We start from the raw sequence: 12,610 nt of genomic DNA, 5'->3' as shown, positions 1-12,610 counted from the left end.
CTCGGCAATTGGGGCGATGCGTCAGAAGACGTCATCCGTCGTCGTCGGCCCTCCCCGTCAATGAGCGCCTGACCGTCTTGGTCGGCGAAGGCCGTCGCCGCGATTATTCGCCGGACTGTTTTCGGAACGTCATCGTTGAGCCGTAAAAGCGCGGCCCAACGGGTGGGCCCGCGGAGGTGGGATGTCGGTTCAGGATCTGGGTGCGGGACGACTGCTGGCCAAAAACGCCGTGCGTCTGCGCGCCTTCGTCCGCAGCCGCGTCCACAATGATGAGGACGCCGACGACATCAGTCAGGAGGCCTACGCCCGCGTCCTGGCGCGATCTCAGACTGCGCCGCTGAAGGATCCGGTGGCCTACGCCTTCCGGGTGGCCCTGAACCTGCTGAGTGATCGCAGGCGCCTCGCCTCTCCGTCGGCCGGCGAGGCGATCGACGAGGCGGCGGCGTCGGACGCCCCCTCTCCATTCGAGGTTCTCGACATGAAGCAGAGAGCGGACCTTTTCACCCGTGCGCTTCAGCGCATGCCGCGGCTGAGGCGCGAAGTCTTTGTGCTGAGACAGTCCGCCGATCTCAGCTACGCTGAGATCGCCACACGGCTGAACATTTCAGTCGAGGCGGCCCAGAAACACTTCAGCCGCGCGGCCGTCGAGGTCCGCCGCGCGGTGGACATGGAGCGCACCCGATGAGGCCGTCTGCGCCCACCCCGGAAGAACAAGCCGCCCTGTGGGCGGACCGGCGCCGCTGCGGCGAGATGGACGCAGCGGCTGACCAGGCGCTGCGCGCCTGGCTTGCGGAGGCCCCGGACCGCGCGCGCCTGTTGGACGCCCAGGAGCGCCTGCTGACCGATCCCGCCCTTGCCGCGGTCAGTGCGAGATTGGCGGCCGAAGCCGGACGTTCTGGGCGCGTCGGCCTCCCTCCTGCGCCTCGGTCGTTCCACCGCTGGTCTTCACGGCTTTGGGTTGGCGGCTTAGCGGCGGCGGCCTGCGCGGCGCTGGCCGTGCTGATGTGGCCGTCCGCGCCCGTCGTCGTCGAACAAAGGCTGGAGGGCGTAGCGGGGCAAAGTCTTCAGGCGGCGCTGGAGGACGGCTCTCTGATCCAGCTCAACGGCGACAGCCGCGTCCGCACGGCCTTCGGACCGGAACGGCGCGACGTCTGGCTCAGCGGCGAAGGCTTCTTCTCAGTGGCCAAGGACGCCAGACGTCCGTTTTCCGTCCTTACGGCGACCCACCGCATCACGGCCTTGGGCACGCGCTTCAACGTCGATGAACGCAGCGGCGGCGCGGTGGAGGTCACGGTTCTGGAAGGTCGGGTCGAGGTGGTTCCACTGAACCATCCCGAGCGCCGTCAGGTTCTGACCGCCGGCCGCCGATTGCTGAGCGACGGCGCCGCCGGGCCGATCCAGCGGCTGGACGCCGATGTGACGACGCCGGACTGGACCGAGGGATGGATCGACGCGGACAATATGAGCCTGGCCGACCTGCTGATCGAGTTGAAGCGCCGATCGCCGGGGCTGAAGGCCGAGTTGGCCGATCCCGCCTTGAGCCGCCGCCGGATCAGCGGGCGGTTCGCCGCCTCTGAGCCTCAGGACGTCCTGACCACCATCGCGGACATGCAGGGCCTGACCCTTCGCAGGGATGCCTCCGGCCGTCTGCTGATCGAGCGGTGAGCCAGGCATGGGGGCGGGCCGTGCAAGGCTGTGGAGCGCCGTAGCGGCGACGAGCCTGTGGCTTGCGGCGGGACTTCTGCCGGCACAGGCTGAAGCTCGGGACCTTCAGTCCACACCTGACCGAACAGCCCATAGATTTCAGATATCCAGCGGCCCCATGGCCGAGGCTCTTCGGGCGCTGTCGCGCCAATCGGGTCTGGCGGTGCTGGCGGACGCCGATCTGGTGGGGGGCCGCCGCACGCCGGGGGTACAGGCCCGAACCACCGCCTGGACCGCCCTGAACCGGCTGCTGGCCGCCCACCCCGATCTGCGGGGCCGGATCGTGGGCCGGACCCTGATCGTCGAGCGCGCCCAGCCGCAACCTCAGCCCCAGCCCCAGCCTGCGGCCGAGCTCGAAGAGGTGGTGGTCCTGGGACGCAAGGGCGCGATCGACGACGCCCTGGCGATCAAACGCGCCTATGACGGCGTCAGCGATGTGGTCAGCGCCGATGATGAAGGCCTGCTGCCGACCAACAATCTGGCGGAAAGTCTTGCGCGCCTGCCTGGCGTCAACGCCGTCCGCAACCATCAGACCGGCGAGGGCGACCGGTTGACGGTTCGGGGCATGTCCACCGAATGGAACGCCTATCGGATCAACGGCGTACGTTTGGGCGGCGCCGGGTCGCGGGCGGACAAATTCTATCGCGGCGTCCGTCTCAGCTATCTGCCGCCCGAGGGAATCCAGAACCTGATCGTGCGCAAGACCTTGACGCCCGATCTGGACGGCGACGCCCTAGGCGGGCTGATCGACATCCAGACCCCCACAGCCTTCGACACCGACCACGACCATGTGCGGCTGTCGGTCGAGCAAGGCTGGCTGACCCGGTTCGACCGACCGAAATCGGGCAAGGCGGCCCTGGCGATTTCGCATCGGTTCGGCGATCGGCTGGGTCTGTTCGTCGCCGCCAACTGGAGCGACGCCCGCTCGCAGTTTGAGATGGTCGGCGGCGACAGCGACGACCTGCCGCCGGTCTGGTTCGACACCGTCTATTCGACCGGCTGGGATTTCGACCAGTTCGTCATGAGGGGCATGGAGTTGGCGGTCGGCGAGACCCAGGTGCGTCGCCTGGGTCTGAACGGAAGCCTGGACTGGCGCGGCGCACAGCAGGATCTTCACCTGCGGCTTCAGTACAACCGCTATGAGGGCGAGGAGTATCGAAACCGTTTGAACTTCCGCAACGACGGCCTGGCGGGGACCGAGCGGCTGGTCCAGGTGGACAGCCGAAGAACCGGTCTGGCTCAGCCGGACGCCATGGTGGTTGGGTCTGATCCCAGCCTGGGGCGCATCTACGGCTATTCGACCGCAGACGTGAAGGATGTGGACGGAGACGGACGGATCACCGACGCCGACCGCAAGGTCCGCTCCGTTTACAGCCTGGCCGGCGCTTCGGGCGTGTGGGATCCTATGGGGTTCCGATTGAGACGGTTCTGGGAATCGACCCGCGAATCCGGCCTCCTGTCCTCCCTGACCCTGGGCGGACGGCGATGGGGCGGTCCCTGGCGGATCGCCTACGACCTGTCGCTGTCGCGGTCCAGGGACGATTTGGACGACGGCGCGCTTCTGGAGTTCCGGACGGACGCGGTCGAATGGCTGGGCAATCGCGGGATGCAGGTGATCGAGACGGGCGACCCGCGCTTTCGCCTGTGGGGGCTCAACCCCGCAGGCATGGCTGCGGTTCAGGACCCCGCCGCCTTTGATTTCAGACATCTGGGCGAGGAGTGGGAGCGCACGTCCGAAACCCTGGGCCAGGCGCAGTTCGATCTGACCTATACGCCGAGCAGCGGCTGGCTGGAGTCGATGCAAGTCGGGGGGCGATACATGCGCTCCAGCCGCCGCAACTCGGGCGCCGCCCGGCCCGACCTGATCGGACCGGAAACCCTGGCCGACCTGGACGGCTTGTTCGGTACGCCGGTCACCGACCTGTTCGACGGCCGCTATGTCGGCGACCACCGCCTGGGCGTCGTCCTGGACAATCGGCGGATGGCGGCCGAGATCGACCGGGCCTATCGCGGGGACAGCGCCTATTTCACCATTGATCCCAAGTTCAAGGCTCAGACCAGCACAGAACGCTTTCGGCTGAAGGAACAGGACGCCGCCGCCTATGTCATGGCCGCCGCCCGATGGGACGAGACCCAGATCACGGGCGGCGTCCGGATCGAACACACCCGATCCGACGTCAGCTATCCCATCTTGGACGCGCTTCGCGGCGACGGCCGCGACCATCGCCGCAACAGTTTCACCAATGTGCTGCCGTCGCTGCATCTGCGGCGCGCCCTTGACGGCGACAGGGTGTTGCGGGCTGCGGTCTGGACCAGTTTCGCCCGGCCCGACATCGCCCGAATGACGACGGCGCGGCAGTATGTCTATGACCAGGACCCCGACCACGACGGCAAGACCAATCCCAAGACCGACTGGACCCTTCAGGAAATCCGCCAGGGCAATCCGGATCTGAAACCCATGGAGGCGGTCGGCTATGATCTGTCGCTGGAACGCTATGGTCGATCGACGGCCTGGTCAGCCGCCCTGTTTCACAAGGATATCCGCAACTTCCTCTATCGGGCCTCCACCAGCTCGATCCGCGACGGCGGGCTGATAGAGCGGGGGGAGGAGAACGGCGCGCCTGTGCGGGCCTACGCCAACGGGCGCAAGGCGCGGATCAGCGGAATGGAACTGGCGATCCGTCACAACCTGGACTGGGCGCCCGCGCCGCTGGACGGCCTGGGCGTCTCGGCCAATCTGACCTGGCAGGTCAGCCGCGCCGACGCCAACATCAGCTGGCGCCGCGGCGATCGCCTCCCCTTCACCGAGACGCCCGAGACTCTGGCGAGCGTCGAACTGTTCTGGCAAGGCGGCGGATGGGAGGCGGCGGCCGGCTGGAACCGCCAGTCGGGCTTCCTGGAAGGCATGGATAGTTTCGCCAACGACCCGTACGAACAGCCCTACAGCTTTGTGGACGTCAGTCTTCGGCGGCGGTGGGGCGCAGACGGCTTCGCTTCGATCCAGGTCCGCAATCTGCTGAACAGTCATACCTATTGGTACACCTTCGGTTCGGGACCGGAGGATCTGCGCGAATACATCCGTACTGGGCCGACAGTGACCTTGGCGATCAGCCGCAGCTTCTGACCCGCTCTTTCGACGTCAGCCGCCCCGAAAATCGCTCCCTGAAGTCACCGCCCAGGCGGGAGACGGTCAGGTCGTAGCCGCCGTCCGCCCGAACCGGAAGGCGAAGGCGCAAGGGCGCGCCGGCGCTGACCCTGTGGCGGCGGGTGGGATACAGGCCCGTCTCGTCGCTGATGCAGAACCAGGCGTCCTCGCCCAACACGATCTCGAGTATCAGTCCCCACCCCCGGCGGGGCGTCCTCACTTGCACCGACGCCTGCGCCGCCCTGAACCGTCGACCGGCCGGATCGGGGGTGGGGCCTGTGCTGGACCGGCCAAAGCCGCCCGACCGCACGCGGGACGAATCCGGGGCGTCGCGCCTCCAGTCCCCCCATGACGGCAGGACCTCCATCACGGACGCGCCGAAAGCCCGCAGTCGGCCACGACGCGCCGCAATGCGCGCGGTCGGTCGGTCTGGATGACGTTGGCGTCCAGCCCCAGCAGCCCCGCCAGACGAGCGCAGACATCCGGCGCGCCACTCGCCACGGCGTGATCCACCTCGCCCAGGCTGTTGACCCAGATCCTCGCCGGCAGGCCGCGCACGCCGCGCCGAAGGTCCGGGGTCAGGGAGTCGGGATCGCCATGCACGATCGCCACATCCGCAAGTCCCGCGAGCGCGGCCCCTAAACCGTCAGGACGGTCGACGCGCGGCATGACGTGCGCGCGGGGTAGGAGCCGTCGCACCGCCCGCAGCACCTCTCCGTCCGAGTCGAAGAAGACGACCTGGTCGGTCATCCCCAATCCTTCCACCACCGCCACCACGGCCGCGACGCGATCCGTCTTCATATCCAGATCGACCAGCACCCGACCGCACGTCCTGCGGAGAGCCTCAACCAGGGTCGGCGGCGGTTCGGCGCTGTTCGCCAATCGCAGATCCCGCAGTTGGCCATGGGTGAGGCTTTCCGCCTCGCCGACGCCGCCGGTGGTCCGCGTCACCGTCCGATCATGCATGAGAAAGGGCACGCCGTCGGCCGAGACCTTGACGTCCAGTTCGACGATGTCGGCGCCCTCGCGCACCGCTTCATCGACGGCGGCCAAAGAGTTCTCCGGCGCATCCAGATGCCCCGCCCGGTGAGCCGCGATCAGCAAGACGCCGCGCGGCTGGGCCAGGTCGGTCTGAAGACGCGACATGGCCGCAGTCTCTCCACAGACCGGATCGGCCAGGGCCGGCGCCGCCGCCAGCCCCGCGATCGCGATCAGCCCGACCAGACCGACGCGCCGGCGCATCACCGGTCCTCCCGTCGCAGGATCAGCTCCGGGGTCGCAGGCTTAAGGTCGGTCAGGCGCGCCGCGCCCTGGCCGGTCTTGTCGAGCTGGAAGGCGTCGTACAGCAGACCGTCCATAGTGAAGGCCCGCACCGTCAGCCGATCCGGCGTCGCCTCGATCTGCTGGAACACCTGAATCCCGCTGCCCTTGCGGACTGGCCAGTCGATGTCGCCCAGCGGATACTGTTTGGGCCCGATGTTGGAGACCATATAGACCGGGCCCTGATCGTGCGGCCGCCCGCGTCCATAGGTGTGGTCGTGACCGGCCAGGACCAGATCGACGTGATGGCGATCCAGCACGGGTTGAAGCACCGCCCGCAACTCGGCGCCGTCTCGGCCCCTAGCCGTCGAATAGAGCGGATAGTGCATCAGGATGACGGTCCAGCGCGCCGGATTGTCCGTCAACTGACCCTCGAGCCAGGCCAGTTGATCACGTGCCGACTGAGGGTCTTCATCCATCATGTCGGCGTCCAGCGAGATGACGCGCACCCCCTGATAATCGACGCGATAGACGGTTTCGCTGAGCCATTCGGAGGGGCCGTTGTCCGGCAGGTTGAACTGAAGCCGCCACTGGGGCGCCAGCTGCTGCGCCTCCGCGCCTTCGGGCTTCATATATTCATGATTGCCAGGCGTCATCAGCGACGGGGTCTCCGCCAGCCGATGCGGGTCCATGTCGAACCACTGGCCCCATTCCCCGTCATTGTCAGCCCGATTGATCAGGTCGCCGGCGAACAGCATGAAGGCCGCGTCCGGCGTCTGACGCAGGGCGCGACGCACGGCCAGGCCGCCCATCGAGCGGATGTCGTTCTGGACGTCGCCCACATAGAGGAAGGTGAAGGGGCGGGCCTCGGCGGCGGCGGTTCTGACCTGACGCCACGCCGACCAAGCGCCCTCGCGGCCGACGCGATAGACATATTGGGTGTCCGGCGTCAGGCCGGTCAGCTGGACGCTGTAGTAGTCGGCGGAAACCTGCTCCTGATCGCGGGTCGTGAAGGCGGCGGCGGTGCGTTTCGCCGCGATCCGCACCGCAGTCTGAGGATAGGCCGGTCCGGGCGTCAGGGGCGCATATTCGATAAACCCCTCCCCGCCCCCGGCTTCGGCGCGCCAGTTGAAGGCCAGGCTGGTGGCCGGCGTTTCGGTCAGGTTGACAATGACCCGTTCGGGCAGGCTCTCAGCCTGGGCGACCGGGACGACGGCGAAGGCCAGGACGCTGCAAGACAGGGCTGCGGCGAGACGCAAGGACAGGCGCATGGGAATACCTCGGTCGGAGAAGAAGAGGCCGCTCGCGGTGTCTTCCGCGAGCGGCCGGGCGCCGTCAGAGACGCCAGTTCAGGTTCAGGCTCAGATAGCGGCCGTTCTCGATATAGTCGCGAACGCCGCCCTTTCCGGACCCGAAGGTGTAGTAGTAGGTGTAACTGTCCAGCAGGTTCTGCACCTTGAAGGTCGCCGTCAGGTTCGGCGTGATCTGACGCCGCATCATCAGGTCCACAAAGTGGTAGTCCTGCTCATAGGGGTCATTGCCGAAGTCCTCGATGTCTTCGAGCGACTTGTCTTGATAGTTATAGGCGACATAGGCCTCCCAGCCGTTGCGTTCCCAGAACAGTTCCAGGTTCACGATGTGGTCGGGCGTCTCCATGAACGGCAAGGTGTAGCCTTGGGGGTGCCAGGACAGGCCGGTCTCGGCCGACGAACGCTGAATGGTGGCGTTCAGGGCCACGCCCAGGCCGTCGAACGGCGCCGGCAGCCAATGCAGCTGCTGGCGCGCATTGATCTCGACGCCGTGGATTTCGGCCTTGCGGCCGTTCATCGGCATGGAGACGGAGATGCCCGACGGATCGTCGAACTCGCCCAGGGTGCCGTCGCGGATGACCGATGAGGACGACCGGTACAGGAACTTGTCCAGATCCTTGTAGAACAGGGCCACCGAATAGGCGCCGGTCCGGCCGTTGTAATACTCCGCCGACAGATCATAGTTGATCGAGGTCATCGGCTTCAGTCCGGGATTGCCCTGCACGATGCCGGTCAGGACCCACTCCGTGGTCGGATTGGTCTTGCCGTCGCCGTCGGGATCTTGGTCGTAGCTGTATTCCTTGACCGAGGTCATCCGGTTGATGTCCGGGCGCGACACGCTGGTCCAGATCGCCGCCCGCAGCTTGGCGCTGGGCGTCAGATCATAGTTCAGATGCACCGACGGCAGCCAGTTGGTGAAGCCGGTGTTGTCCAGGGCGTAGTCTTCGCCCCGCACCGGATCTTCCGTCCAGGCGCGGATTTCGTTGTCGGTGTCCTCCATTCGAACCCCGGCGATGATCTCGGCGGCGCCGAAGCGAGCCGTGCCCATCACATAGGCCGACACCACCTGTTCGTCGTAGAACCAGGTGGAGGCGTAATCGAGCGACTCCGTCTCTTTCAGGGCCAGCAGGGTGGAGTTCCCTGCCTTGGCGCGATCGATCTCGGCCATCATCTTGTCCGTGTCGATCACGGCGCCGAGTTGGTAGAGGCCGGTGTAGCGGCCGTCGAACATGTCCGTGACCGGTTCGCCGAACAGGGCCGAATAGTCAGCCATGGTTCCCGTGGGCGCCAGATCGATCAGCGTGCCCTGACGGCGTTCACGCTCGGACTTGTAGTATTTGGCGCCGACCCGCACCTCTTGCAGCCAGGACCCGGCGGGTTCGTAGCGCAGGTTGAACTGGGCCTGATTCAAGGTCTCCTTGGCGCCGCCGTATTCGCCGCTCAGGCCGGAGGCGGTGTATTCCTTCAGATCCTGAACGGCGGCCATGCCGGCGGGGTTCAGCACCCATTTCAGATACTGCGGATCATCCTGGCTGACGATCTCGACGCCCTCGTTGCCTTTCCACAGATAGGCGTTGCGGCCGAAATACATGTCGTAGCTGTCGATGATGTTGTCTTCCGACTCCGAATGGGAGGCGTCATAGTCCAGGGTGAAGGCGCCGAACCGGCTTTCGCCACCCAGGTTGATCAGTTGCAGCACGCCCTCCGTCGTGCCGCCTTCCCAATAGCGGCGCAGACGGAAGCCCTTGGGGTCCCAGGCGCCCGAGGCGCCGTTCAGGCTGTAGAAGCCGGCGGCGCCCTTGTCGGCGTCGGTGATCTTTCCGTCCTTGTCGCGGTCCACGATCTGGGCGGGGGTGTAGTTGTAGATCGCCCCCAGCTTGGGGTCGTAGCCGACGACGGCGTCAGCGGGCTGAACCAGGTCGCCTCGCGTCCTGTCCATCTGCTCCAGACGGGCCGAGACCTTGGTGCCGCCTTCGTTGCGGAAGTTCAGACGGTTCCTGAACTGCGTTTCCTCATATTCATTGTACTGACCACGCAGGTGGAAGCTGTGGTTGTCGCCGCGGTAGTCCAGCGAGCCGTTGAACCCCCAGCGGGTCACATCCGTGTCGCCGGTCGACATCTCCAGACCCCGCGACACGAAGGTCTTGGGATCGAAATCCAGGCTCGCGGTCGTGCTGTACCAGGTGCGGGGCATGTTGTCCCCCGAGTTGCCGATCTGCTCGAACTGCGAACCGCGCTCGGAGTAGTTGCCGGTCACATAGAGGCCAAGCCGATCCGAAAACTGCTTGCCGAAGGCGACGTCAGCCGCCCATGAGGTTCGGTCTTCGCGCTGTTGCAGCAGGGTTCCCTCGATCGAACCGGCCGCATAGGTCGGAGCGTAGTCGAAGGCCGTCGGCGTCTTGATGTCGATCGTCCCGCCGATGGCGTCGCCGTCCATGTAGGGGAGCAGGCTCTTATAGACGGTGATGGCGTCCACGCCCGAAGTCGGCAGGAAGCTGAGCCGAACGCCACGGAAGAAGTTGTCGTTCGGCGACCCCGTGCCGCCCATGCGGACGCCGTTGACGGCATAGGCGTTGTACTCGGTCGCCATGCCCCGGATCACGACCCGGTCGCCCTCGCCGGTGAAGTGGTTGCGAACGGCCGAGACGCCGGGAATGCGCGATGCGGCTTCGGTCAGGTTCGACGACGGCAGCTTGCCCATGTCGTCGGCGCTGACGCTGTCCGAGATCATGTCATTCTTGCGTTTCTCGTCGATCGAGCGACGCAGGCCTTGCAGATAGCCGGTGACGACGACGTCATCCAGGACGGCCGGATTGGGCTGCGCGACCTCCTCCGCCTCGGTCGAGGCGGACCGTGACTGCGACTGCGACTGCGATTGCGACTGCGATTGGGCGACCGCCCATTGCGGGAAGGCCGCGACCAGGGCCAGGCTTCCCGCCGCCGCCAGATAGCGCGATTTGATGTTCATTGGTGTGATCCCCCGAGGTCTGCCGAAGGCGCAGACGACAGAGAGACGGAGCGATCAGACCAAGCTGACAGGCGTCATCAACATTTCATCTCTACGTCGCCGATCCTTACCGAACGGGCAATCCTGGATGGCGCCGCCCACGCCTTATCGACTTGGCGACCGCCTGAGCGGAGCCGGACCACCGCTGCGTCGCATCACGCTCGTCCTCGGGAATCTCTTCCAAGGGAGCGTAGAACATCAGGCCAGAGGCCGCGTGCAGGACGCGGGCGGCCGACATCTGCGAGCGGGTCATCGCCGCCTCCCCCCAAGGACAGCGGCTCCAGCACGTCCAGCCGCATCTATTAAAATCGTTGCGGCGTTCAGGGGCCTAACCTAGGCTCCGGTTCGAGCTCGAATGAATGGGCCGAACGGGGGGATACACTATGTCGCTCGCAAGCGTCGATCTGGCGATCCTGGCGATCTACGCGGTCTTCATCTTCGGCCTGGCCCAGTGGGTTTCTCGCAGCAAGGGCGGCGAGCAGAAGACCTCCACCGACTATTTCATGGCCTCCAAGAGCCTGCCGTGGTGGGCTATCGGCGCCTCGCTGATTGCGGCCAACATCTCGGCCGAACAGATCATCGGCATGAGCGGGTCCGGCTATGTGATCGGCCTGGGCATCGCCTCCTATGAATGGATGGCGGCGCTCACCCTGCTGATCGTCGGCAAATTCTTCCTGCCGATCTTCCTGCGCAACGAGATCGTCACCATGCCGCAGTTCCTGCAGCAGCGGTACGGGCCGACGATCCGAAACGTGATGGCCGTCTTCTGGCTGCTGCTCTACGTCTTCGTGAACGTGACCTCGATCCTGTGGCTGGGCGCCATCGCCGTCCACACCGTCACCGGCTTCAACCAGGACTACGCCATCGTCGCCATCGGCGTCTTCGCCCTGGCCTATCAGCTGTGGGGCGGTCTGAAGGCCGTGGCCCTGACCGACATCGTCCAGGTGGCCCTGCTGGTCTGCGGCGGCCTGATCATCGGCTTCATCGCCCTGTCGACCATCGGCGGCGCGGGCGGCGCGCTGGCCGGCTTCAACACCCTGCTGACCGAGTTCCCCGACAAGTTCGACATGATCCTGTCGCCGGATAATCCTCACTATCAGGAGTTGCCGGGGATCGCCGTCCTGCTGGGCGGGCTGTGGATCATGAACATCAGCTACTGGGGCTTCAACCAGTACATCATCCAGCGCGCCCTGGCCGCCAAGTCCCTGCCCGAAGCCCAGAAGGGCATCGCCTTCGCCGCCTATCTGAAGCTGCTTATGCCGGTGATCGTGGTCCTGCCCGGCATGGCCGCCCTGGTGCTGGCCCCGAACCTGTCGGCGCCGGACCAGGCCTATCCGTCAATGATGAACCTGCTGCCGGTCGGTCTGAAGGGTCTGGTCTTCGCCGCCCTGATCGCCGCCATCATCGCCTCGCTGGCGTCCAAGGTGAATTCGATCTCGACCATCTTCACCCTGGACCTCTACGCCAAGATCAAGAAGGACGTGCCCGAGCATCAACTGGTCACGGTCGGCCGCATCGCCGCCGTCGCCGCCGTGATCATCGGCATCCTGACCGCCCGTCCCCTGCTGGGCGGCTTCGACCAGGCCTTCCAGTTCATCCAGGAGTTCACGGGCTTCTTCACGCCGGGCATCGTCGTCATCTTCATGCTGGGCCTGTTCTGGAAGCGCGCGTCCGAAGCCGGCGCCCTGACCGCCGCCATCGGCTCGGTGGTTCTGTCGGCCGTCTTCTGGTGGCTGCAGGAGACGGGTCAGTTCATCTTCCCCTTCATGAACCGCGTCGGCGTCGTCTTCATCGTCTCGCTGATCGCGGCGGTGGTCGTATCGCTGCTGGCGCCGGCCAAGCCCGACGCCATGAAGATCAAGCTGGACAAGATCAGCTACAAGACCTCGCTCGGCTTCAACCTCGCCGGGCTCGGCGTCATCGCCTTCCTGATCCTCGTCTATTCGATCTGGTGGTGAGGTGAGCGACGGGCGTCTGATCCGTAAACGGCCGAGGAACCCGCCTGGGTGATATCCGCGCGCTCCGCGGCGCTCAGCGGAATACCGCTCAGGTTTGCGAAACCGTCTTTGATCCCGGCCGCGCCGGCGATGCCTCGTCCATTGACCAGGACTAAGGTATTGCCTGCCCAAACCGCCCAGATTGGCTGCGGCGACGCCCAGCGCCCCAGTTGCGAGACCGTCACAA

General features: G+C 65.9%; 9 protein-coding genes. 4 read left to right on the top strand and 5 right to left on the bottom strand.

Features of this window, described 5'->3' with window-relative positions; all coding sequences use genetic code 11:
• Positions 1 to 181: 181 nt before the first annotated feature.
• From ACW178_RS07990 to ACW178_RS07980, 3 genes are all read left to right on the top strand, one after another.
• A complete protein-coding gene (locus tag ACW178_RS07990) occupies positions 182 to 685 on the top strand; it encodes a sigma-70 family RNA polymerase sigma factor (protein WP_287105481.1) in 504 nt (167 codons plus the stop codon).
• Positions 682 to 1,665 (top strand): FecR family protein, encoded by a 984-nt coding sequence (locus ACW178_RS07985; protein WP_287105483.1) that lies wholly within the window; start codon positions 682 to 684, stop codon positions 1,663 to 1,665. The genes ACW178_RS07990 and ACW178_RS07985 overlap by 4 nt, the downstream gene beginning before the upstream one ends.
• 157 nt (positions 1,666 to 1,822) lie before the next feature.
• Positions 1,823 to 4,828: a TonB-dependent receptor gene (locus ACW178_RS07980; RefSeq protein WP_492024452.1), complete on the top strand. Its 3,006-nt coding sequence runs from the start codon at positions 1,823 to 1,825 to the stop codon at positions 4,826 to 4,828.
• Here ACW178_RS07980 and ACW178_RS07975 read toward each other — a convergent pair.
• From ACW178_RS07975 to ACW178_RS07960, 4 genes are all read right to left on the bottom strand, one after another.
• Positions 4,812 to 5,024 (bottom strand): phospholipase domain-containing protein, encoded by a 213-nt coding sequence (locus ACW178_RS07975; protein WP_287105487.1) that lies wholly within the window; start codon positions 5,022 to 5,024, stop codon positions 4,812 to 4,814. The genes ACW178_RS07980 and ACW178_RS07975 overlap by 17 nt on opposite strands.
• Positions 5,025 to 5,215: 191 nt before the next feature.
• Complete coding sequence (locus ACW178_RS07970) at positions 5,216 to 6,091, bottom strand: glycerophosphodiester phosphodiesterase family protein (protein ID WP_287105489.1); 876 nt, start codon at positions 6,089 to 6,091, stop codon at positions 5,216 to 5,218.
• On the bottom strand, positions 6,091 to 7,380 hold the full coding sequence (locus tag ACW178_RS07965; protein ID WP_152949857.1) for a purple acid phosphatase family protein: 1,290 nt from the start codon (positions 7,378 to 7,380) through the stop codon (positions 6,091 to 6,093). Before ACW178_RS07965 ends, ACW178_RS07970 begins: the two co-directional genes overlap by 1 nt.
• Positions 7,381 to 7,444: 64 nt before the next feature.
• Positions 7,445 to 10,387 (bottom strand): TonB-dependent receptor, encoded by a 2,943-nt coding sequence (locus tag ACW178_RS07960; protein WP_492024451.1) that lies wholly within the window; start codon positions 10,385 to 10,387, stop codon positions 7,445 to 7,447.
• 422 nt (positions 10,388 to 10,809) lie between these two features.
• Here ACW178_RS07960 and ACW178_RS07955 point away from each other — a divergent pair, with 422 nt between their 5' ends.
• Complete coding sequence (locus ACW178_RS07955) at positions 10,810 to 12,384, top strand: sodium/sugar symporter (RefSeq protein WP_191558029.1); 1,575 nt, start codon at positions 10,810 to 10,812, stop codon at positions 12,382 to 12,384.
• Here the strand turns inward: ACW178_RS07955 and ACW178_RS07950 are convergent.
• The gene (locus ACW178_RS07950; protein WP_152949854.1) at positions 12,366 to 12,608 is read right to left on the bottom strand and encodes a TonB-dependent receptor plug domain-containing protein; all 243 of its coding nucleotides are present in this window, start codon (positions 12,606 to 12,608) and stop codon (positions 12,366 to 12,368) included. The two genes, ACW178_RS07955 and ACW178_RS07950, sit on opposite strands and share 19 nt — an antisense overlap.
• Positions 12,609 to 12,610 lie beyond the last annotated feature (2 nt).

This window comes from Brevundimonas sp. AVps4 (assembly GCF_058681525.1).
The sequence above is the reverse complement of the archived record's forward strand: the minus strand, read 5'-3'. Positions and strand labels throughout refer to the sequence as shown.

What these genes read in the sequence shown, in the direction of transcription:
- ACW178_RS07960 (WP_492024451.1), bottom strand. Translation starts at nt 10,387, where the DNA reads ATGAACATCAAATCGCGCTATCTGGCGGCGGCGGGAAGCCTGGCCCTG.
- ACW178_RS07985 (WP_287105483.1), top strand. Translation starts at nt 682, where the DNA reads ATGAGGCCGTCTGCGCCCACCCCGGAAGAACAAGCCGCCCTGTGGGCG.
- ACW178_RS07955 (WP_191558029.1), top strand. Translation starts at nt 10,810, where the DNA reads ATGTCGCTCGCAAGCGTCGATCTGGCGATCCTGGCGATCTACGCGGTC.
- ACW178_RS07970 (WP_287105489.1), bottom strand. Translation starts at nt 6,091, where the DNA reads ATGCGCCGGCGCGTCGGTCTGGTCGGGCTGATCGCGATCGCGGGGCTG.
- ACW178_RS07990 (WP_287105481.1), top strand. Translation starts at nt 182, where the DNA reads ATGTCGGTTCAGGATCTGGGTGCGGGACGACTGCTGGCCAAAAACGCC.
- ACW178_RS07980 (WP_492024452.1), top strand. Translation starts at nt 1,823, where the DNA reads ATGGCCGAGGCTCTTCGGGCGCTGTCGCGCCAATCGGGTCTGGCGGTG.
- ACW178_RS07965 (WP_152949857.1), bottom strand. Translation starts at nt 7,380, where the DNA reads ATGCGCCTGTCCTTGCGTCTCGCCGCAGCCCTGTCTTGCAGCGTCCTG.